Below are 22277 nucleotides of genomic sequence, written 5' to 3'. Positions count from 1 at the left end.
GTAGGGCGAAATCCATCATCCCTCCCGGGGGGCGAGCGGCGTGACAACCAGCGTCGTCTGGGTCTGACCGCGCGATGGCTTTCGCTTCCGCCTTCGCTCTTCGAGCCACGGCGGACGGTCGTTGTTGATGCGCAGATCTGCCTGCTGGACGGCGCACCCAGGCACGATTTGCCGTGCGTCGTTGATCGCATCAATTTGCTCTCTGAGAAGGTTCGGAACGAGAGGGGTAATGTCATCTGCAGCCGACGCTGCGGTAACGTAGGCGATGGATTTGAGCGAGACACAATGGGTTAGGAGTGTCTCACCGAATTGGTTCGACATACCAGTGATATCCTAGTCGAGAAGACCTTGAGCGATCTGTACGTCGGTACCTGCGATCGCAACAGAAGTTTTAGCTTGCCTACGGGAACATCCATGCGCAGGATAATCGCGCAGTCTCGCCGTGCCCGGTCGGCGGATCTTGGCGCGGCCGCCTGAAGCGTTCGGGTTGTATGCCAAGATGACCGATCTACAGCACTGGCTGGAAGAGATTGGACTGGCTCAATATTCCGAGTTGTTTGCCAGGAATGACATTGATTGGGAAATCCTGCCGGATCTGACCGAGAGCGAGTTGGAAAAACTCGGCGTTTCTCTGGGGCACCGGAAAAAACTGGTTAAGGCGGTACGGGCTCGTTGCGACTCGTTGCAAGTGTCCAACCGGTCGACTGATGCCCGGTCGACGCCGGCGACAGCCCAGAGTGCTGAGAGGCGCCACCTCACTGTGCTCTTTTGTGACCTCGTAGGTTCGACTTTCTTGTCTGCGCAGCTCGATCCCGAGGAGATGCGTAAGATCCTTTTTGATTTCCAGCGCTGTTGTGGTGACGCCATTCGTCGCTATGACGGGCACATAGCGCGTCTTATGGGAGATGGAGTTCTCGCCTATTTCGGCTTTCCATCGGCCCATGAGGATGATGCCGAACGTGCGGTGAAGGCGGCTTTGGAGATAGTTGAATCAGTTCCAGCCGTAGCCATACCGATCGCCGGAAAGCTCGAGGTCCGGATCGGTATTGCAAGTGGCCTGGTGGTTGTCGGTGATCTGATCGGAGAGGGGCCTTCGCGCGAGTTCGCGCTCGTCGGCGATGCACCAAACCTGGCGTCGCGCTTGCAGGCCTTGGCCGAGCCCAGCCAGATATTGATCGCTCCACGCACTCGGCTCCTGCTTGGCGGGCTGTTTGAATTTGCCGACCTTGGTGATCGCGATTTAAAGGGAGTTGAGCGGCCGGTTCGTGTGTGGCGAGTCGTCGCGCCGGGGTCGCTATCGAGCCGCTTTGAGGCGCGCACCTCTTCGCACCTGACGCCCCTGATCGGTCGGCAGGATGAGGTGCGCCTGTTGCACAAACAGTACAGCAAGGCGAAGCAGGGCAAGGGCCAGATGGTCCTGATCTCTGGCGAGCCTGGAATAGGCAAGTCTCGACTCATCCTGGCCCTGCGACACCGACTGGCCGAAGAGAGATACGGTTTCCTGCAATTTCAGTGCTCGTCGTATCATACGAGCAGCGCGCTGCATCCAGTCATTCATTACCTGGAGCATGCCGCGGATATAACTCGCGATACCTCGCCTGCGGTTCGATTGAACAAGTTGGAGGACCTGGTACGCCGGACGACCGAACAAGCCAGATCAATCGTTCCGCCGTTGGCCGCGTTGCTGTCGATTCCAATCGGAGATCGCGCCCCCCAACGAGAGCTCACGCCCGAGCAGCTAAAGGGCCAAACCTTCAGTGCTCTCCTCGCTTTGCTGCGGGCCGGTGCCGAGCAGCAACCGGTTGTCCTCGTATTCGAAGACATACATTGGGCGGATCCGACCTCCCTGGAGCTACTTCAGCGCATCCGCGACAACGTAAAGAACTGGCGGATGTTGGTTGTGCTGCTGCATCGTCCGGATCTTACTCTGCCTTGGGCCGAACAACCGCACGTGACCTCGTTGACGGTCAATCGATTAGATCGGCAGCAGGTGTCTTCGATGCTCCAGTCCCTGACCAAGGGCAGGGACTTGCCGCGGACTGCAATCGATCAAATTCTGGCCAAGACGGATGGCGTGCCACTCTTTGTCGAGGAAATCACGAAGGCAGTCCTCGAAAGCGGAAGCGTTGGATCGCGCGAAGATCGCTCTGGCGCACACTCTACGCTGCTGGTGCCAGAAACATTGCATGATTCGCTAATGGCTCGCTTGGACTTGCTCGCGCCAGCGAAAACTGTCGCTCAGATCGCGTCCGTGATCGGTCGCGACTTTTCCCTTGATCTGTTGAAGGCGACAGCCCCGTTCTCGGAAAGCGACGTTCAGGCAGCCGTCGATCGCTTGCTGGCATCTGGTCTGGTGTTCCGAACCGGTCACCTGAGCGATCAGAGCTTCTCCTTCAAGCACGCACTCCTTCGAGACGAAGCCTATGCGAGCATACTTAATGACCAGCGCCGAAAGCTTCATGGAAGAATCGCCGACATTTTATGCAGAGACTTCCCGGAGGATGCTCATACGGCTCCTGAAATCGTTGCGCAGCACTATGCCGAAGCGGGCAGAGCCAAACTGGCGATCGACTATTGGATAAGGGCTGCTCGGCAAGCCAGTGCACGATCTGCCTTTGTCGAAGCCTGTACTCACCTTCAATTGGCTCTCAAGCGACTGGCCGAGTTTCCATCGGACATGGAGCGCGATAATCTCGAGTTGCAGTTGCAGCTGTCGCTGGGGAATGCCTTTGCGGCGTCAAAGGGGTTTGCCGCGACAGAGACCGTTGAAGCCTATAAACGGGCGCTTGACCTGTGCAGCACCGCCAAGAGTTCTGATCAGAGATTTGCGGTGCTCAACGGGATAATTGCCTTCCATGTCACGCGAGGCGACTTCGAGCAGTCTCGGACATTGGCAGAAGAGTTGTTGGCGAGAGCCCAGCAGCAGGACAATCCGATGCCCAAGCTGATCGGTCATCGTGCTCTCGGCCAGGCGCTGTTTCTGATCGGCGAACTGACCTCCGCGCGGGACCATCTGAGCGACTCGCTCAGATTGTACGATGAAACGCACCACGCACCGCTTACCCCGATTGTCTCGCAAACCTATTTGACGCTTGCATCTACGCTGCTCGGGGACATCGATCGCGGGCTGGCATTTGGCCAAAACGCGGTACGCATCGCCGAAAAGCAGCGGCATCCGCATAGCCTCTGTAATGCGCTCGCGTTTCTGGCGGGAGCCCACGTGCTGTGTGGCGACCCCGCGGCAGGTTATCCGATCGCCGAACGAACGGTGGAGCTGGCCTCCGAATATGCCTTTCCGCTTTGGCTGGCTGGTGGCCGGATGCTGCGAGGTTGGGCAAGTTGTCATCTCGGGAACGCGGAAGAGGGCCTTCCCGAGCTCCGCAAGAGCGTAAGGGCGCTGGAAGCGACTGGTGCGCTGATCTGGGTGCAGTTCGCTCGCTATCTCCTGGCCCAGGCCCTCGCGAGATCAGAACAGGTCGTCGATGCCATGAAGCTCGTGGATCAGACGTTGCAGACCGTAGCTGGAACGAGCGGGCGCTGGTACGAGGCCGAGCTTCATCGGTTGAAGGGAGACTTGCTGATCGGTGGATGCGGCTCTCCGGCAGCTGCAGAAATCTGCTACGAAAAGGCGATCGCTGTTGCCGCGCGGCAGGGAGCGCGGCTGTGGCAATTGCGCGCCTCGAATGCCCTTGCCGGGCTATGGTGTACGCAGGGCAAGATCCCGGAAGTGCACGCCTTGTTGGCCCCACTCGACACCAGCTTTGACGGGAAGACCATCATACCGGATCTGCGGCGCACGAAGGCCCTGCTTGCCGAACACGCAGCGGCTGAGGGGTTCACTCCGGAAGTCCCGCCTTGCGCAGCCCCTCGATGATCATCCGGCTCCGTTGACCACGCGCCATCAAAGTCGATATCCGGAAATCAGGCTCGATCTCGAGAAGTCGGGTCGCCGTCTTGGCGGCTGGCGAGGAGACTGTAAGCCGAATGTGTTACGTTTCGGCCAGCTCTGTCAGCTTTGCGCCGGCCATGCGGAAGAACCGTTTTTCGGGCAGCGCCCGCCCGCCGAGCATCTCGTAGAACTCTTGGAGCCCTGGATCATCTGCATCGACAGTCCAATCGATGCGATCGTGGCCTTCGTGCCGAGCCAGTGCGGCCAGTTGCGCCATAAGCCTTTTCCCTAATCCACTCCTGCGTCGATCGTGACGAACGTAGAGCTCCTTCAAGAAAAAGCCCGACGTCAAACCGGGCCCAGGATAGATGGCGCTAAAGCATGCGAAACCAGCGATCCCATCGTTCTCGCAAGCAAGCAGAACGCGCGATCCCGCGGGCCTCGACTTCAACCCGTCGATGATCGAGTCCCGTGTGGGACAGCGGGCGCGATAATGAGCTTGCATCTCGATCAGCACATCGGCCATGTCATCGAAATCTGTTTCGGCAATCTCCCTGAAAGCCGTCGGAGCAGTCTGGCCCATGGTCCATCGATCCCTGTGGTTGCTGAACGTCCGCTCATTTCCGAGCGGTGATCATCCGCGTTTTGCACCGGGTTCTGCTTCGTGTCGAGGTGAATGGAGGCGCGCCGCTGAATGACAGATTGTCGCCCGTCACGGGCGAGGGCGCGCTGTGGGCCAAGCGCGGCGAGATGCGGCAGCGCCTGGATTTCGGCGGAACAAGCAAAGACCGGCTCGGAGCTAGCCGAGCCGGCGGACGACTTCACTCGTGACGTGCGTTCGCATTCCAGCGTTTCGGATATTTAGCTGCCCGGTGCGCTATACGAGGAGCGCAACTTGGCCGCGTTCTGCCGAACCTGCTTGATCTCGTCCTGCGTGAACAGGCGTGTCAATTTCACATTCTGAAGAGTGCCGGCCGTGACGGTCAGGCCGGAAATGGCTGGAGCCGCACTCGGATCAGGCACGTCGAAGATCACCAGAACGCCCGGGCCGTCCGATGCAGAGCTATACATCGACACCAGCTTTCCGCCGGCCGCTTCGATAAGCTTTCTCGCCGCTTCCTGGCGATCAGTCGTCGGGTTTTCCAAAATGGCATTGAGAGCACGTGGCGTATATTGTCCTGTCAGACAGAAATGCATGGAATGTCCTCCCTAAAAAGAATGTGGCAATAATTATCGTCCCGTTCCGAGTGAGTCGTCACGGTCGTCCACGTCCGAATGAAACTGTCGCAAGTGCAATGCCCGCCGCAGGCATAAACGCCGCCAATCACCACCGAGATTTCGGCACATCGCGGTAGCGGCTCTCCTGGCAAGATACATCACACACTGAGCGCACGGAAGTGGACTACATGCCGTTCGTGACTGCCACTGTCGAAGAGCGATGTAGCGTGGTCAGAGTGTGGCGTCGGCTTTCGTGACCTCGCATTGTAGGCCAAAGCCTGCGCGACTAGTCATTTCCAAGCGCATTGATCCACATCAACGCCACGGGCCAGTGGCACAGCGGCATCATAGTGCCGGCGAGATCGCTCAGTTGCGGGACGGGATTTTCGGTGCCGGCAATCAGGAGATACAGGCGATTTGCTGAATGTGGCCTGTTGGGCCTGCTGCAGCCGAAACGTACTCACATTGGCGGTAAAATTCGCTCGGGAGAGCAGGGGCGTCGCGGTGCGGGTGATGCGCAGGATTCCGCTAATCGCCGACCCAGAGCTGAAGAAACTCAAAAAATCACGCTTGCCCGCCGTCACGGGTAGATCGCACTTGGCTCGGGCTGCCCTCGACCACCACTTGTGACCCCGAGCGGACCTCGCCTTGCGGCAGAAGCACGCCCAATTCGCGGGCCCGACGTTTGACGGAGGCGATGTGACGTCCAAGCTCCCTTGCTATCGTTCGCACACTTTCCTTCCGGTGTGCGAGTTCTATCAGCAGCTTGGTCTCCTCGTCGGCCCATTTGCGGGGTTTTGCAGACTCCATTGCTGTCCTCGCTTCGAGGATCGAAACCAAGATGACTTACGACCGTGATTCGAGCACGATGAAGGCGGCCCACCAGTTTACGCTTAGGATTTGCGCGAACAGCTGCCGTATCTGCCACGTCTCCTTGTGGGTGCTGCAACAGGCGTTCCTATATCGCGGCGTGCAATAGTTGGACTGTGAACGGGTTCACAGCAGCGCCAGAAATGACATGCTACGTTTTCGATAGTTGCCGGGACTTTTTTGAACAATCTCCATTCCAGGATTGAATAAGCAACCTCTTTGGAGGTTCTGATGTTCAAGCAATTCCTTTTGGCCGTAGCCATTTCTGCTTTAGCGTTACTTGGCTCATCCAAAGCCGATTGTCGCGATGATCTGGAGCCTGGCGTCGCCGCCGGGTCGGGTCAGGCCCGACTCGATGCAACCCGAGTCGCGGAAGACCTGTTGGATGAAGTTGCGGGTTGGCTCTCATCGAATTTCGATCTGCCCGCGATCAAGGATCGCCCAGCCATCGAATTTACCTCGAAAGCAAGACTTGCGACTATGCGCGCTTCGGATCGTGCGCATTGGCAGGGTCTCGCGCGGGATGAGGGCATCGATCGATTAGCGCTGCGCACGGTTGTCGCGCTTTATGACAACAATTCGAAAACCATCTTCCTACCGGACGACTGGATTGGAAAATCACCAGCGGACCAGTCGGTCCTGGTTCACGAGATGGTCCATCACCTTCAAAATCTTGCGAAGTTGAAGTTTGAATGCCCGATGGCGCGAGAGAAGTTGGCCTACATGGCTCAAGACAAATGGCTGCGGCGGTTCGGAACGAGCCTGGAGAGTGAATTTGACGTCGACATGTTCACGGTGCTGATTTCCTCTGCATGTATGTACTGACCATGATCGTGCCAACATTGTATTCTCAGAGCGAGACTGCGTCTCCCTGTTGAAGGCATCGTCTCCAGATAGGAACCGATTTGAAGTCTCGTCCGTACACGAACGCAGTGCGCGTGATGGTCAGATGCCTGGCTGCCCTTGCAATTGTCTTGGCGCTCTGGGCGATGGCACGGGGGCAGCAGCATCATTTTGTCCCGCTGCCAACGGGCCCCATGCCTGCCGCGCTTGTGCCGTGAAGTCTCTGCCCAATGCGGTGATCAAATACGCGCCTGGCATCATGACGCGGCGGAGCCGGTGACCGCGGCGGCGGGGGCCGCTTCGCGTGGCGCGCGGCGGCCATTGAGCACCACGCCGATCATGGTGAAGCGCACCAGCAGGCGATAGCTCGCCAGCATCAGGGGAAGCGCGACGCCGAGAATGGTCGCGAACTTGATCGGCCAGGGCCAGTCGAGTTGCGACACCGCGACCTGCAACGCCATCACGATCGGCATTTGGATCAGATAGAGCCAGTAGGATGCGTCTGCGAGATAGCGGCGCGTCGGACTGAACGTGGACATGAAGCGGAGCGCGAGTCCGATGACCGCGAACGTTGAGGTCCATATTGCCGGTGCATAGAGAACGGCGGAGACAAGCCTGAGCGTGTCGGAGCGGATCGGCAGCTTTGGCGCACCCGGCGCGGACGTCACCACGCCGGCGAGGACGAAACAGATCAGGATCAGGCCGAGCGCCAGCACGAGGTGCGACAGCCAGCGTCGCTCCAGAATCCGCAGCAGGTCGCGCTGCCGATGCAACAGCCAGCCGATGCGGAATGCGGTGCCGAAACCGATCCAAGACGGCAGGTTGGTGATGAGCGATTGATCTGGCGTCCTGATCCCCATCACGCTGATCCCTTTCTGGTCGAGGCTGAGGTCGATGCCGATTGGGATCGCCAGAACCAGGTGAGCCAGCGGATTTCGTATGGTCCATGCGAAGAGCCGGTCGAGGGCCGTTCGCAGAGCGCCGGACGCATCGAGCCGGACGATGACGCCGCGCAGCAAAAGCATGGCGACATAGAGCTCCAGCAACACATAGAGAAACCAGAGATGGGCGGGGGGGAAATTCGGCAGCACCGGCGGCCAGCCACGCGCGCCGTGGACCGGACCGCCATTCGGAAAGCTGGATGCCCAGATCACGACCATCGCCATAGGCGTAAACACGATCGGCCATGCGATCACGAGCGGTAGCCCGATCCTCTGCAACCTGTCCCTTACAAAGCCCCAGGCTCCCCGGCGATGAAAGCTCATGCGGGCGAAGAAGCCCAACATCAGGAAGAAGGTCGTCATCCGGAAGACGTGGATGGCGAAGAACAACAGGCCCAGGGCCGCGCTTTGATGGGTGTCCTGGATGAACCAGAACCCGGTCGGGGCAGGGACAAATGACAATGTCGCGTGCAGGGCAATGCCGAGCAGCAGGGCAAACCCCCTCACCGCATCGAGGGCGTGCAGCCGTTCAAACGCGGAGGGGGCGGTGGTCAAGCGAGACATGGACGGGCTCGTGCTCGCTGGAGAGGGCCTTCTGCCTGACAATCTGCCCGACCTTGCCAGGGCCCTCTTGCCCGATCCGGAAATCGGCTAGCCGATTTCTCGACGCCGCTGGCCGATTTGCGATCACGGTCGGCGTCCCCGCGTTGATCGTCTGGCGAAGATGATATTGCGGAACGCCGTCGGGGCACCAGCAGGCGTGAGCGATTTCTGCTCAAGCGACGGACGCTCATTCGCAAAGCTTACGTGAAGCTTACAGGAGACGAAAAGGCGGATGGCGCTCGCCTTTTTGCTGGCCGAAACCCGGCGGATAGTGGAAGAAATCGGCGAAGCGGTACGAGCCGCGGGTTTCCGGCGGGACTACAATGCGTCTTCTGATCGTCGAGGACAATGTCGAGCTGTCGCGGCTGGTTGCGAACGGCCTGACGGTGGCGGGCTATGAGAGCGACATCGTCAGCAGCGCGGCCGAGGCGCGCGAGGCGGTGCGCAACGTCAGCTATGCCGCGATGATCCTCGATCTCGGCCTGCCCGACGGGGACGGTCTGGCCGTGCTGCGCGAGCTGCGCCGCCACATGGACCCGTTGCCCGTGCTGGTGTTGACCGCGCGGGGGGGCTTGCAGGACCGGGTCAACGGCCTGCGCAGCGGCGCCGACGATTATCTCGCAAAGCCGTTCGCGCTGGAGGAGCTGGTGGCGCGGCTGGAGGCGATCCTGCGCCGTCCCGGCCAGTTGCTCGGCCGCTCGCTGCGGCTTGCCAACCTCGTCTATGACACCGAGAGCCGGCAGATTTTCGTCGACGACCAGCCGCGGATCATTTCTGCGCGCGAAACGTCGGTGCTGGAGATCCTGCTGCGGCGGCAGGGGCGGGTGGTGCCGAAGAAGAATGTCGAGGACCACATTTTCGGGCTCGAGGGCGAGGTCGCGTCCAACGCCGTGGAAGTCTACGTGTCGCGGCTGCGCAAGCAGCTCGCCGAGCACGGCGCGAGGGTTGTGATCCACACCATCCGCGGTGTCGGCTATCTGATGGCCGAGGAGAAATAGCGTGCCGCGCCTGAGGTCACCGACGTTCAAATCGCTGATCTGGCGCATCGTCTTCCTGCATATCGTCGCGATCGCCGTGGTGGCGATCTTCCTGCCGCTGGTCCTGTTCTGGCTGTTGAACTCGGAGATCGGCGAGTTACATCGCGCGGCCATGCGGGCGCAGGCCGAGGTTCTCGCCGAGCGCATCGCCGTGCAGCCGGACGGCAGGATCACGTTCAACCTGCCTGACAGCCTCCGGGGCCTCTATTCGGAGGCTTATGGCCGCTACCAATATGACATCAGCGATGCCGACGGTAGGGTGCTGTTCTCCTCGCACAAGAAGACCGGCGCGGCAGCCTCGGAGACCATTTCCGGCGCGGCGTCACGCGCACCATCGACGACAGGACCGTGCGCATCCAGGTCGCCGAGGATCTCGCGCACCGCGACGTCATCATCGACGACATCGTCGCCAATTTCTTCCGGCGCGTCGGCTGGATCACGATTCCGATCCTCCTGATCCTGCTCGCCACCGACATCATCATTTTCCGCCGCGCCATCTCGCCGCTGCTGAAGGCTTCGGAGGAGGCGAGCAATATCGGTCCGGCGCGCACCGATATCCGCCTTCCGACCGAGCAGATCCCGCGCGAGATCCTGCCGCTGGTCACTGCCGTCAACCAGGCGCTCGACCGGCTCGAGGACGGTTTTCGCGTGCAACGGCAGTTTACCGCGGACGCCGCGCATCAGCTGCGCACGCCGCTCGCGATCCTGCGCACCCGGATCGAGACATTGGGCGATGGCGCGGCCAGAAAGGCGCTGCACGCCGACATCGAGGGCATGAGCCGGATCGTCGCGCAGCTGCTGGAGATCGCCGAGCTCGATACGCTGGTGCTCGATCCCGGCGAGACCGCGGACCTGCGTGCCGTCTGCGCCGAGGTGATCGGCTCGATCGCGCCGCTTGCGCTGGCCCAGAACAAGGACATCGCGCTGAGGGGCACCGACGCACCGGTCCTGATCCACGGCAATTCCGAGATGCTGCAACGGGCGATCTTTAATCTTGCGGAGAACGCCATCAAGTTCACCGCGAAGGACACCGCCGTCGACGTCGAGGTCAGCGGCGACGGCGTGGTGCGGGTGCGCGATTGCGGCCCCGGCATCGCGGAGGCCGAGCGCGAGCTGATCTTCCAGCGCTTCTGGCGGGCCGACCGCCAGCGCAGCGACGGCGCGGGCCTTGGGCTGTCGATCGTGCGCGGCGTCGCGGAGGATCACGCGGCGAGCATCGCCGTCGAAAATCTCCCCGGCGGCGGCGCCCAGTTCACGCTGTGCTTCAAGCTGGCGGACGGAGCGGGAGACGCTGACAAGAAATCGGCGCGGCATTGACGCTGCACCCTCTCTCCTTGTGGGAGAGGGGGGATCGCATCGGCCTCGATGCGGAGCGCGGCATCAACGATGGCCGGGAAGCGGCCGGCCCAGTTATACCCGTTGCGGGTGAAGCAGCGGACCTTCGGGCCATCCCGGCGCACCATCAGCCGGTAGCCGTCGTGCTTGATCTCGTGAAGCCAGTCAGCCCCGGACGGCGGCCGGGCCACCTTCGACGGCAGGCACGGTTCAATGAAGCCGGATGGGCGCCGCCGTTGGACCATGACGGGAGGATAGGGCAGCGTGCGACGGGTTCAATCTTCGAGAAAGTGCCCTCGCGTTAACCCTCAACCTTTGGCAGTGTGGTAGTGCTTCGTCGGGGGGCTGCTGGAATGGCCAAACAGACAATCACACACGATCCCGACGACGTGCTTATCGTCGGGCAGGTTGGCCGATGGGCCGCTGAGAAGCATGACCGCCTGCGGAAATATATCGACGCTTCGCACAATGCGCGCGCGAAATTCTTGCCGCCGATCGGCAGGGCGAGCGCGAGTTACATCGAACTTTATTCGGGTGCAGGCCGTTCGGTCATCAAGCATACGACGAACATCATCGACGGCAGTGCCGTGGTCGCTTTCAAGGCGTCGAAGGCGACCGCCCATCCGTTCTCCGATATGCACCTGTCCGATCTGAAGCCGGAGAACTCATCGGCGCTGGGGCAGCGCATCAAGGCGCTTGGCGGTGCCGCTACTACGACAAGCTATGTGGGCCCAGCCGACATCGTGGTTGATCAGGTCATTCGAGCCATCAATCCTGCCGGTCTTCATCTCGCCTTCTTGGACCCTTCAATCTGGCGCAGTTGCCGTTCTCGATTATCGAACGCCTGTTGAGGGTGCGACGGATGGACCTGATAATCCATGTCAGCCTTCAGGACCTGCAACGTAATTTGGACGAATACACTCGTGAGGGTGGGACCTTCGACAGCTTTGCGCCGGGCTGGAGGGATGTCGTCAACGTGCGACAAGCGATGGCACCCCTGCGCGCTGCTATAGTCGAGTATTGGTTGGGCCTTGTCCGTTCGCTCGGAACGCAACCTGCGACAGGCATTCCCCTGATCGTCGGCGGAAAAGGTCAGCGCCTCTACTGGCTTGTCTTCGCAAGCTCAAATCCGCTTGGCGTGAAGCTGTGGAACAGCGTGCAGAACCTGACGAAGCAAGGATCGCTTTTCAATGGCTGACACCTCGATCGAATGGACGGACGCAACGTGGAACCCGGTTGCGGGCTGCACAGTGATCTCTCCCGGCTGCACGAATTGCTACGCGATGCGCATGGCGGCCCGTCTCGATGCGATGGGCATGAAGAAGTATCGCGGGCTCACCCGCAAGAGCGGCAAGCGCGCGGTGTGGACCGGCAAGGTCAGGCTCGATCGGGAAGCGCTCAGCATCCCGGCAGGTTGGAAAAAGCCTCGCCGGATTTTTGTGAACTCGATGTCGGACCTTTTTCACGACGCCGTGCCGGCCGAATTTGTCGCCGCCGTCTGGGGCGCGATGCAGGCAACGCCGCAGCACACCTATCAAATTCTGACGAAGCGGCCGGATCGGATGGCGGACATCACCGCCTCATTGCCTCTGCTTCCGAACGTCTGGCTCGGGACGAGCGTCGAAAGTGCCGACTATCTCGGGCGCATTGATGAGCTGCGCAAGGTCGATGCCGTCGTCAGGTTCGTTTCGTTCGAGCCACTACTCGGGTCGGTGGCCGGCGCCGATCTTAGAGGTATCCATTGGGCGATCGTCGGCGGCGAGAGCGGCCCGCGCGCGCGACCGATGGAGGAACGGTGGGTAGCGGAGATTGAAACCGCATGTCGCAAGGCGCGGACGGCCTTCTTCTTCAAGCAGTGGGGCGGCGTTCGCAAAAAGAGCACCGGCAGGCACTATCGCGGGCGCACGTTCGATGAGATGCCGCGCGCCGCCACGATGTCCTGATCACCGGCGGTCCGCCAGCAAAGGGCTTCGCAAAGGAAGTCGATGCGCCAGAAAACGATTGTTGTCGCCAAACTCATAGGGTGCCTTCCGATAGCTTGGTTCGGCGGGAATGTAGTTTTGGTATTTTAGCTACCGGCACGTGGATTTTTGTCGCTCTCTTTTCTTTTTTGCCAGACGCTGTTTTCGAATTGATCGCTGTGACTTTTCTTTGGCTCTGTCGTATCGGTCTCTATGTCGCCCTCTTGGTTTTCTGGGCGTTTGAGCGTCCACCGACCGCTCCTAAAACCCGCGCCTCCAGCTCATGAAGAACCGGCGTGGCCCTTGGCTTCGTGACAGCACCGCAAAGGCCAGTGAGTTCGGCTACAGCGCCAGCCACCAAACCGCCAGCGCGACCATGACGACGATCACCGCGACGAAGATCAGCGCCCCCGTGTTCGACATGCGCCACATCGCGCACCGCCTTTGTGTGCGAGATGGTACAATAGTTAAGCGCGATACGATCTGAGGCAACCCGCAGCAAGAACGATGCCGGAGCGTCAGTCCTGCTCAGCGAGCGATGGTTCCACTCGTCCGCCTTGGCAAGAGCGGCTGCCGCCATCTCGCGCCGGACCTGATCCACGACCGCGTCGATACTGCGCCGAACCTGCATGTCGCGCGAGCATCGGGCCGCCATGCGGGATAGATGCGTCAGCGTAATGCCAGCGAGTTCATCGATCAGGGCATCGACATCGTCCCGGCGCACCAGTTCGCGCCGCTTCTCCATCAGCCGCAGTTGCAGCATCTCGGTCTTTGCCCTGACGTGATCTGCGTCCGCCTCACTGCGCGGCGATTGTCGCCTCTCGCGCCGCAAGTATCGAAGGTAGGCAACGCGGCTCTGATCAAGCGGGAAGCCGTCACCTTGCCGCTGGATCACGCCTTCCGCTTCGAGCTTGCCGATGTAGGCCCGGCTGCAATCGAGGCGGATCGCTAGTGCCGACGCGCTGACCTTTCCGGATCGCGGGCAAAAGGCGACGGGCGCGCGATCATTGGTGACGGCCTCAGTAATCGTGTTCGCTCGCGTTGCGTCGCGGCAGGATACCTCACTTCCGCTTCCGGCGGCATAGCGGACGATAACTCCGACTTGCCCCTGGGCTCAGTCGGTCGTGAATGACCCGAGGAGAAATTTGCTCCGCCCTGAACCACTGCATCAAGCTTAGCCTGCGCACGAAGACGGTAGGCTCGCGGCGTGGTATCATTGCCATCGGTAGGCGGCTCTCCGGGGAGAGGCAGATGCCAGCCACAATCGGACGGCGAGAGTTGATAGCTGCAGTTGGCGGTGCCGTCGTCGCTTGGCCATTGACTGCGCCCGCGCAGCAGCAGCCCATACCCGTCATCGGTGTTGTGCTTCTCGCCAAGCGTGGGGAGAATACGCATTTTGAGGACGCATTTCGTCAAGGCCTGACGCAAGCTGGTTACGTCGAAAATAAGAATGTCGTCATAGAATGGCGGTGGGCGGAAGGCCGTAACGAACGCTTGCCGGGCATATTGGCCGAACTGGCCGGTCGTCGGCTTGCTGCCATCGCAGTGCCGGGATCCACAGCGGCGGCGCTCGCTGCGAAGGCAGCCACACAAACCATTCCAATAGTGTTCATGATAGGGGGTGACCCCGTCGAGTTCGGGCTCGTCGCGAGCCTCGCGCATCCGGGAGGCAACCTCACAGGGGTTGCCATGCTTGAGGTCCCTGTGGTCGCGAGGCGGCTCGATCTGTTGCATCAATTGGCACCCACTGCGGCGACTATCGCGCTGCTGACAAATCCAGCAAATCCATTTGAAAAGGCGGAACGCCGGGTAGTTGAAGCTGCGGCGCTATCTCTGGGGCTGCAACTGCATGTCGCTGAGGCGACACTTCAAGATGAAATTGATGCTTCATTTCCGGATCTGGTCGCCCTAGGCGCCCGCGCGATTGTGATTGGGGCCGATGGATTTTATTTCAACCAGCGCAGGCAAATCGCAGCTCTGGCCGTCCGGTATGCCCTCCCTTCCGTCGCGGCATGGCGCGAGTACCCCGCAGCCGGCGGCTTGATAAGTTACGGGACCAACCCCGCCGACCTTTATCGTCTGGTAGGAATATATGTCGGTCGCATCCTCAGGGGAGAAAAGCCGGCCGATACGCCGGTGCAGCAGGCGACCAAGTTCGAGTTGGTTGTCAACCTCAAGACTGCGAAGGCGCTCGGCCTCACCATTCCAGACAAGCTGCTCGCGCTCGCCGACGAGGTGATCGGATAAGGCGGGATACGTGGGCGTGTCGCCCATCGCGTCATTTCGCAGCGATGCGGAATTTGCTCGCTGTCGGGGCGTAGCGGCCATGGGATAGGCGACGGAGCTTCCCTGTAACTGCAACTACGATTTTTCTCGCACCAGATTTCCTCAACTGCCGGGGTCGCGCGTACCCCCCGTTTTTTCCCTGCCCCAAAGGACCCCAACGGCGAACATTTCTTGAGATGTCTCGGGCTCCGGGCTTGCGCGCATCAGCACGACGCGCCGAGGAGCCCATCAGGTGCCCATAGCGCGGTTACCAGTCGTTGAGTTCGAGGATCAAATCATCATCCGGCCCCTGATCGGGATCTCTACGGGTAAGCGCGTTCAATCGATCGCTCATTCCTGCAAGCCGTATCTGCATTGTCTTCAATCGCATTTCGAGTTCGCTGCCCAGCCACAGGACAAGCGCACCGAGACAGCATATCAGCCCGTCCGTCTGCCCCAGATTGAGAAGCAATGGCGCGAAGATCGCGCCGAATGCCATGATCGCCACTCCAGCTCGCCGCCACGTTCGCATCCGACGATACTTTTTTAGCGCGCCCTTAAGCTCGAACTCCATGTCGATGTCGCCCCCAATGAAGGGTGTAGACCTGTTTGCTGATGGCGTGCGGCTTGTTTGCTCTCCGTCCACAGGTCGCGGCGGCGGGCATCGTTTCAGGGTCGCAAGGGACGGTCACAGGCGCGTCGAAGCGTGCGGGGCATACGCGCGCAAGAGCCACCCGACGACGCATAGGCGACGATCCCTCGCAACCGGAAGCGAGGGAACCCTGCGCAAGGGACACTATTGGGACACCCGATTTGGGTTTCCTTGCCCTTTCAATTACTTGTGGAGAACCGCATATTCCCGCAAGGGGAGAAGGGAAGGCAGTCGCGTTCGCGTCGGCTACTTCTGCGGCGGGCCGAGGTCGAGCGGGGGCAGGTCGATCTGCGGCACCTCGATCTTCACCTTGTCGAGATCGACATTGACCGGCTTGTCGAGCAGGCCCGTCACCACGGACGGGAAGACGATCACGAGCAGCACCATGATCATCTGCAATCCGATCCAGGGCACAGCGCCCCAATAGATGTCCGAGCTCTTCACCGAGCGCGGCGCGACGCCGCGCAGGTAGAACAGTGCGAATCCGAACGGCGGATGCAGGAACGAAGTCTGCATGTTGACGCAGAGCATGACGCCGAACCAGATCAGCGCGGCGTCGGGGCCGACCACCGGCGCCAGCATCTTCTGCGCGATCGGCGCGATCATCGGCAGGATGATGAAGGCGATCTCGAAGAAGTCGAGGAAGAACGCGACGAAGAAGATGAAGAGGTTGATGAAGATCAGGAAGCCCCAGACGCCGCCGGGCAGGGAGGTGAGCAGGTGCTCGAGCCAGACGCCGCCGTTGCAGCCCAGGAACACGATCGAGAAGCAGGTCGAGCCGATCAGGATGAAGGTGACCATGCAGGTGATGCGCATGGTCGTCTCGTAGCCCTGCTTGATCAGGTCGCGCAGGTCGGGAATGCGCGCCGCCTCAATGCAGATCCAGGCGACCGCGAGGTAGGTGATCGCGTAGGCGATCTTGAAGACGATGTTCTCGCTGAACAGCATCGCGACGATCGTGCCGATGCCGGCGGTGATGACGCCGATGATCAGGATCTTGCGTCCCGTGGAGGAAAAGTCCTTGTGGTGGATGGCGGCGAGGACGATGGCGCCGACCGCGCCCATCGCGCCGGCTTCCGTCGGGGTCGCAAGGCCCAGCATCATGGTGCCGAGCACCACGAAGATCAGGACCGCGGAGGGGATGATGCCGAGCAGGCACTTCTTCCACAGCGCCCATCCGGTCAGCGTGCGCGCCTCTTTCGGCACCGCCGGAACGTGGCTCGGCTTGAAGATGCCGAGCATGAAGGTGTAACCGGCGAACAGGATGATCTGGAAGATCGAGGGGCCCCAGGCGCCGAGATACATGTCACCGACGGACTTGCCGAGCTGGTCGGCGAGCACGATCAGAACCAGCGAGGGCGGCACGAGCTGCGTGATGGTGCCGGAGGCCGCCAGCACGCCGGTGATGTAGCGGATATTGTAGCCGTAGCGGATCATCACCGGCATCGAGATCAGCGCCATGGCGATGACCTGCGCCGCCACCGTGCCGGTGATGGCGCCGAGGATGAAGCCGACGATGATGACGGAGTAGCCGAGGCCGCCGCGGATCGGCCCGAACAGCTGGCCCATGGAATCCAGCATGTCCTCGGCAAGCCCGCACCGCTCCAGCACCGCGCCCATGAAGGTGAAGAAGGGAATGGCGAGCAGCAACTCGTTGGCGAGCACGCTGCCAAACACGCGGCCCGGAATCGCCTGAAGGAAGTTCAGGTCGAAGAAGCCGAGATGGATCGCGAGAAAGCCGAAGGAGAGGCCGAGCGCCGCCAGCGTGAACGCGACCGGGTAGCCGATCAGCATCGCGATCACCAGGCCGCCGAACATCATCGGCGGCATCATCTCCAGCGTAATGGTCATTGGGTCGGTCTCTCGTACTTGGCGTCGATCGTCACATAGCCCTGGAGAGCCGCGATACGCTTGATGACTTCAGACACACCCTGCAGCGCCAGCATGACGAAACCTGCGGGGATCACGAACTTGATCGGCCAGCGGATCAGGCCGCCGGCGTTGCCGGACATCTCGCCGACGTCATAGGCCTGCATGAAGAACGGCCATGAGAGTTTTGCGAGCAGGAGGCAGGAGGGGATCAGGAAGAAGAGCGTGCCGATCAGGTCGAGCCAGAGCTGGCCGCGCTCGGACAGCATCAGGTAGAAGATCTCGACGCGGACATGCTCGTTGCGCTTGAAGGTATAGGACGCGCCGAACATCACGAGCACGGCGAACATGTACCATTGCAGTTCCAGCCAGCCGTTCGACGAGTAGCTGAAGGCGTAGCGGATCATGGCATTGGCGGCACTGACGAGGCACGCCAGCAGCACCAGCAGGTTACAGATGTTGCCGATCTTTTCATTGAGGAGGTCGATGGCGTTGCTCACCGCCAACAATGGACGCATCTTACTTTTCTCCGCCGCGGCCTTTATTCATTGAGGCGCAATTCATTGGGGCGAATTCGAATGCATCGCTCGGCCGGCGTGCGGATGCACGCGACTTTACGGCTCATTGTCCGGAGCGATTGCAGCGATAGTCCTCCCCCTCATGCCTTGCCGTCTTGACCGCGACCATCGAGGGTCGCGCCGGTTTATGCTGCCGGGCGAGCCAAGGCGCAGGCACCATTTCAGCGGCTTGTCGCGCCGTCAATCGGAAAATGGGCAAATTGACGCGCGGTCAGGGGGTTAGGGTTGCGGAAGATACGGTGATTCTACGCGTCGAGATCGGGATTATTGTCTGATTGCTCTAGCCGCCGGTGACGCTCATGTGCCGGCTGACGCTCGGGCGGTTGTGCCGGCGGTCGATGATGAAATCGTGCCCTTTGGGCTTGAGGCCGATCGCACGGTCGATCGTGGCCGCTAGCAGCGCATCCCCAGTGGACTCCCGCAGTGGCTTGCGCAAATCGGAGGCATCCTCGTGACCGAGACAGGTGTGCAGCGTGCCGGTGCAGGTGATGCGCACCCGGTTGCAGGCTTCGCAGAAGTTGTGGGTCATCGGCGTGATGAAGCCGAGCTTGCCGCCGGTCTCCGCGACGCTGACATAGCGCGCCGGGCCGCCGGTCGTCTCGCTTAAGTCCGTCAGCGTAAATTGCTGGGCAAGCCGCGCGCGCACCAGCGACAGCGGCAGATACTGGTCGATGCGGCCCGAGCCGATCTCCCCCATCGGCATCACCTCGATCAGCGTCAGGCCCATGCCCTTGCCGTGCGCCCACTGCATGAGCGAGGGGAGTTCGTCCTCGTTGAGGTTTTTCAGTGCCACGGCATTGATCTTCACCGCGAGCCCGGCCGCGCGTGCCGCCTCGATGCCCTCTAAGACCTTGTCGATCTCGCCCCAGCGGGTGATCTCGCGAAACTTCTGCGGATCGAGCGTGTCGAGCGAGACGTTGATGCGGCGCACGCCGCAATCGGCGAGTTCCCGCGCGTGCTTGGCCAGCTGCGTTCCATTGGTGGTCAGCGTCAATTCACCGAGCGCGCCGCTCGCGAGGTGGCGCGACAGCGAGCGCACCAGCGACATCACGTTGCGGCGGACCAGGGGCTCGCCGCCGGTCAGCCGCAGTTTCTTCACGCCCTTGGCGATGAAGGCCGAGCAGAGCCGGTCGAGTTCCTCCAGCGTCAAGAGGTCCGCCTTGGGCAGGAAGGTCATGTCTTCCGACATGCAGTAGAAGCAGCGCAGGTCGCAGCGATCGGTGACGGAGACCCGCAAGTAGGTGATGGTCCGGCCGAACGGGTCGGTCATCGGGCTCGACAGCGGGGACAGGGGACTCACAGCGGGTCCGTTCATTCAACAAGCCTTGTCACGATCACTATCACCGCGGTTTGCGCGGTGACAAATACATTAGATGCAATCTAAGCATCCCCGCCATTGCCGACAATCGTGCGCTGCACCGTATTAGCGCGTGGGGGCGGGGGCTTCGGGCGGCGGCGCGATGGCAGGCGGTGCCGACTTCGGGTCGGGGAACGGAGAGCCCGCCGAGGCGGGCGCTGCTGCTTTCGGCGCCTTCGGCTTCTTCGGTCGGTGCGGCTTCTTCACTGGTTTCGGCGGCACGGCCGGTTGCAGCTCGACGAATACCGGATTTGGATCGGTCGTCACCGAGGCGGGTGTGGAGAAATCGCCGGGGGTCTTGATAACGTTCACTGGCACTGAGGCCGGCAGAAACTGGTTCAGCGTGTAGTTGACCGTGAACGGCACATCCGACGCCGGAACCGAGACCGCGCAGGGGGTTTTGCAGCCTGGGCCGAGCGAGGTGACGGCCTCGGCGCCAGGCGGGTTCGATTCGAGTCGGACCTGGACGGCGGGGGGCGTCGACTTGAACATGTCCCACGAGACCGAGGAGCAGCCGGCAAGGCCCGCACCCGCAAACGCAATCGCGATCACACGATGCATGACCATCACAACTCACTGCGACGAACCGCTGCAATCCCCGAGCGAACCTTAGGTGCGTCGGTTTGCCCGCGCAACGGGCCGGGTGCGTATAGCTAATAGATGGTTAATGTTTCGGTTTGCGTAACGATATCAAGCGCTTGCCTCGGCGCGTAGGCGCCCCATCAGGCTCGTCGCCGCCGCCGGCAGGTCGCGCATGTGATGGATCAGGCGGTCCGGCTTGAGTTCCTCGATGGGCACATCGGTATAGCCGAAGCTGACGCCGATCACGGGAACCCCGGCACGCCGGGCCACCCCAACGTCGGTTCCGGCATCCCCGACCATGATGCTGGCGGCGAGCTGTCCGCCGGCGCGGGCCACCGTCTCGCGCAGGATGGTCGGGTCGGGCTTCTGCACCCCAAAGGTATCGGCGCCGCAGATGGCGGCAAAGCGCCGGGAGAGGCCCAGCGCGTCGAGCAGCCGCCTGGAGAGCCATTCGAGCTTGTTGGTGCACACCGCGAGCCGGTGGCCACGCTCCGCGAGGTGGTCGAGCGCGGCCTCCAGCCCCTCGAACGGGCGCGATTCATCGGCGATATGGTCGGCGTAATAGGCGATGAAATCCGCCGTCAACCGGTTGATGTCCTCGACGCCGACGATCCGGCCTTCGGCCTCCAGGCCCCGCTCGATCAGCTTGCGGGCGCCGGCGCCGATCATATTGCGGGCCGATTGCATCGGCACGGGCGACAGCCCCTCGCGATCGAGCACGTGGTTCAGCGCGCTGATCAGGTCGGGCGCCGTATCCACAAGCGTGCCGTCGAGATCGAAGACGATGGTGTGAGCGGTCATGATCATGCGCTACCGGCAAGGCGGAGCTTCTGCAAGCGGACCGGCCATAAGATCAGCTTATAACCTCGTTCCGCAGGCCTGTTCTCCGGGCCAAAACGGGGCTAGATAGGCCGCCGAATGCGACTTATTTCGGCGGTCTCTCAAATGAGATCTCAAGTGAGACCTTGAAGCCACACACACAAAGGGCAGGCCCGAACGTGGACATGGACCAGTTGAAGCGACAGGCGGCTGCTCGCGCCCTCGAGGAGGTGCGCGACGGCATGCAGCTCGGTCTCGGCACCGGATCGACGGCCAAGCATTTCGTCGAGCTGCTCGGCGAGCGGGTGCGCGCCGGCCTCAAGGTGATCGGCGTGCCGACCTCGGAAGCCACACGGGCCGACGCGGTCCGTTGCGGCGTGCCGCTGACCACGCTGGACGAGATCGACCATCTCGACATCACGGTCGACGGCGCTGACGAAGTCGATCCCGAGCTCAACCTGATCAAGGGCGGCGGCGGCGCGCTGCTCCGCGAGAAGATCGTCGCGGCTGCCTCCGATCGAATGATCGTAATCGCTGACGACAGTAAATGGGTGGCGACGCTCGGCCGTTTTCCGCTGCCGGTGGAGGTCATCCCGTTTGGGCTTGGCGCGACACGGCGGGCGATCGAGAAGGCATTTGCGCAATCCGGCGTTTCCGGGCAAATGGCGCTCCGCAAGGCCAAGGATGGCCACGTTTTCGTCACCGATGGTGGCCACTGGATCCTCGATGCCCATCTTGGACGGATCGAGGATCCGGCACGGCTCGCGGTCGCCTTGAGCGCGATCCCCGGCGTGGTGGAGCATGGACTGTTCATCGGCTTGGCCGGCTCTGCCGTCCTGGCGGGCGGCGAAGGAATCCGCGTGATTGAACGGCGAAAGCCGAAAGGAGACTAGGAATGAAGAGCGTTTTGAAGATGCTGCCCGTGGCAGGCCTCGCCCTGGGACTGGCTGGCCTGGGATTGGCTTTTGGCGCCGTCCCGGCGGCGGCACAGCAGGCGGCAGCGCCCAAGGCCTCGCCCGCGGCGATGGCGGCCGCCAAGGAAATCCTGACCATGAAGAACGCCAGCGCGCTGTATGCCAACGCCGTTCCCGGCATGGTGGAGAAGGTCAAGGGTGCGCTGATCGGGCAGAACCTCAACTACCAGAAGGACCTCAACGAGCTGGCACCGGTGGTGGCGCAGCAGCTCGCCGGCCGTGAGAAGGAGATCGGCGACGGCATGGCGCAGGCCTACGCCGCCCAGTTCACCGAGCAGGAGCTCAAGGATCTCGTGGCGTTCTACAAGTCTCCGCTGGGGCAGAAGCTGATTAACGCCGAGCCGCGCGCGATCGAACAGGGCATGGCCTTCACGAATTCATGGGCGCAGAATTTCTCCGAGATCGTCGCGAGCGCGTTCCGCGCCGAGATGAAGAAGCGCGGCAAGGATATGTGACGAGGAAGAAAGGCAGAGAGGTCGGAGTG

Annotated in this window: 19 protein-coding genes and 2 pseudogenes; 10 read left to right on the top strand and 11 right to left on the bottom strand. The window is 61.6% G+C overall.

Features of this window, described 5'->3' with window-relative positions:
• Positions 1–15 precede the first annotated feature (15 nt).
• Positions 16–321, bottom strand: a complete 306-nt coding sequence (locus NLN62_RS44450; protein WP_254112952.1) for a hypothetical protein — start codon at positions 319–321, stop codon at positions 16–18.
• A 178-nt stretch (positions 322–499) separates the two neighbouring features.
• Here NLN62_RS44450 and NLN62_RS44445 point away from each other — a divergent pair, with 178 nt between their 5' ends.
• On the top strand, positions 500–3874 hold the full coding sequence (locus NLN62_RS44445; protein WP_254112951.1) for an AAA family ATPase: 3375 nt from the start codon (positions 500–502) through the stop codon (positions 3872–3874).
• Between the two features lie 115 nt (positions 3875–3989).
• On the opposite strand, the gene NLN62_RS44440 is transcribed toward NLN62_RS44445, so the two are convergent.
• Together NLN62_RS44440 and NLN62_RS44435 are read right to left on the bottom strand one after the other, a co-directional pair.
• Positions 3990–4472, bottom strand: coding sequence for a GNAT family N-acetyltransferase (locus NLN62_RS44440; protein WP_254112950.1), 483 nt, complete (start codon positions 4470–4472; stop codon positions 3990–3992).
• A 278-nt stretch (positions 4473–4750) separates the two neighbouring features.
• The gene (locus NLN62_RS44435) at positions 4751–5086 is read right to left on the bottom strand and encodes a GYD domain-containing protein (protein ID WP_027526612.1); all 336 of its coding nucleotides are present in this window, start codon (positions 5084–5086) and stop codon (positions 4751–4753) included.
• Positions 5087–6208: 1122 nt separating this feature from the next.
• Between NLN62_RS44435 and NLN62_RS44430 the strand changes: the two genes are divergently transcribed.
• Complete coding sequence (locus tag NLN62_RS44430; protein WP_254112949.1) at positions 6209–6802, top strand: DUF6647 family protein; 594 nt, start codon at positions 6209–6211, stop codon at positions 6800–6802.
• A gap of 275 nt (positions 6803–7077) precedes the next feature.
• On the opposite strand, the gene NLN62_RS44425 is transcribed toward NLN62_RS44430, so the two are convergent.
• Positions 7078–8325 (bottom strand): acyltransferase family protein, encoded by a 1248-nt coding sequence (locus tag NLN62_RS44425; RefSeq protein WP_254112948.1) that lies wholly within the window; start codon positions 8323–8325, stop codon positions 7078–7080.
• 362 nt (positions 8326–8687) lie between these two features.
• Between NLN62_RS44425 and NLN62_RS44420 the strand changes: the two genes are divergently transcribed.
• Together NLN62_RS44420 and NLN62_RS44415 are read left to right on the top strand one after the other, a co-directional pair.
• Complete coding sequence (locus tag NLN62_RS44420; protein WP_254112947.1) at positions 8688–9362, top strand: response regulator transcription factor; 675 nt, start codon at positions 8688–8690, stop codon at positions 9360–9362.
• Between the two features lies 1 nt (position 9363).
• A pseudogene (locus tag NLN62_RS44415) lies at positions 9364–10718 on the top strand (sensor histidine kinase).
• Here the strand turns inward: NLN62_RS44415 and NLN62_RS44410 are convergent.
• The gene (locus NLN62_RS44410) at positions 10604–10981 is read right to left on the bottom strand and encodes a hypothetical protein (protein WP_371933086.1); all 378 of its coding nucleotides are present in this window, start codon (positions 10979–10981) and stop codon (positions 10604–10606) included. The pseudogene NLN62_RS44415 and the gene NLN62_RS44410 sit on opposite strands and share 115 nt — an antisense overlap.
• 108 nt (positions 10982–11089) lie before the next feature.
• Between NLN62_RS44410 and NLN62_RS53765 the strand changes: the two are divergent.
• The 4 genes and pseudogenes from NLN62_RS53765 (at position 11090) to NLN62_RS44385 (ending at position 14944) form a co-directional block, all read left to right on the top strand.
• Positions 11090–11934 (top strand): annotated as a pseudogene (locus NLN62_RS53765) (three-Cys-motif partner protein TcmP).
• On the top strand, positions 11927–12679 hold the full coding sequence (locus NLN62_RS44395; protein ID WP_027526619.1) for a DUF5131 family protein: 753 nt from the start codon (positions 11927–11929) through the stop codon (positions 12677–12679). Before NLN62_RS53765 ends, NLN62_RS44395 begins: the two are co-directional and overlap by 8 nt.
• A gap of 682 nt (positions 12680–13361) precedes the next feature.
• Positions 13362–13649, top strand: a complete 288-nt coding sequence (locus NLN62_RS44390) for a hypothetical protein (protein WP_027526620.1) — start codon at positions 13362–13364, stop codon at positions 13647–13649.
• Positions 13650–13948: 299 nt separating this feature from the next.
• On the top strand, positions 13949–14944 hold the full coding sequence (locus NLN62_RS44385; protein ID WP_254112946.1) for an ABC transporter substrate-binding protein: 996 nt from the start codon (positions 13949–13951) through the stop codon (positions 14942–14944).
• Positions 14945–15230: 286 nt separating this feature from the next.
• Here the strand turns inward: NLN62_RS44385 and NLN62_RS44380 are convergent, their stop codons facing one another.
• The 6 genes from NLN62_RS44380 to gph all read right to left on the bottom strand — a co-directional run bounded on the left by NLN62_RS44380 (position 15231) and on the right by gph (position 20804).
• Positions 15231–15536, bottom strand: coding sequence for a hypothetical protein (locus NLN62_RS44380; protein WP_254112945.1), 306 nt, complete (start codon positions 15534–15536; stop codon positions 15231–15233).
• A 324-nt stretch (positions 15537–15860) separates the two neighbouring features.
• A complete protein-coding gene (locus NLN62_RS44375; protein ID WP_027523608.1) occupies positions 15861–17465 on the bottom strand; it encodes a TRAP transporter large permease subunit in 1605 nt (534 codons plus the stop codon).
• Positions 17462–18001, bottom strand: a complete 540-nt coding sequence (locus tag NLN62_RS44370) for a TRAP transporter small permease subunit (protein WP_027523609.1) — start codon at positions 17999–18001, stop codon at positions 17462–17464. Before NLN62_RS44370 ends, NLN62_RS44375 begins: the two co-directional genes overlap by 4 nt.
• A 340-nt stretch (positions 18002–18341) precedes the next feature.
• Positions 18342–19376 carry a GTP 3',8-cyclase MoaA gene (gene moaA, locus NLN62_RS44365; protein ID WP_027523610.1) on the bottom strand — a complete coding sequence of 345 codons (1035 nt, stop codon included), beginning with the start codon at positions 19374–19376 and terminating at the stop codon, positions 18342–18344.
• 108 nt (positions 19377–19484) lie between these two features.
• A complete protein-coding gene (locus NLN62_RS44360) occupies positions 19485–19979 on the bottom strand; it encodes a hypothetical protein (protein WP_254113858.1) in 495 nt (164 codons plus the stop codon).
• Between the two features lie 129 nt (positions 19980–20108).
• Positions 20109–20804 (bottom strand): phosphoglycolate phosphatase, encoded by a 696-nt coding sequence (gene gph, locus NLN62_RS44355; protein ID WP_254113857.1) that lies wholly within the window; start codon positions 20802–20804, stop codon positions 20109–20111.
• Between the two features lie 194 nt (positions 20805–20998).
• Between gph and rpiA the strand changes: the two genes are divergently transcribed.
• The gene (rpiA, locus tag NLN62_RS44350) at positions 20999–21712 is read left to right on the top strand and encodes a ribose-5-phosphate isomerase RpiA (RefSeq protein WP_027523613.1); all 714 of its coding nucleotides are present in this window, start codon (positions 20999–21001) and stop codon (positions 21710–21712) included.
• Between the two features lie 2 nt (positions 21713–21714).
• A complete protein-coding gene (locus NLN62_RS44345) occupies positions 21715–22248 on the top strand; it encodes a DUF2059 domain-containing protein (protein WP_027523614.1) in 534 nt (177 codons plus the stop codon).
• The last annotated feature ends 29 nt before the right edge of the window (positions 22249–22277 follow it).

The sequence above is a fragment of the Bradyrhizobium sp. CCGUVB23 genome (assembly GCF_024199885.1).
GTDB lineage: Bacteria > Pseudomonadota > Alphaproteobacteria > Rhizobiales > Xanthobacteraceae > Bradyrhizobium.
The sequence above is the reverse complement of the archived record's forward strand: the minus strand, read 5'-3'. Positions and strand labels throughout refer to the sequence as shown.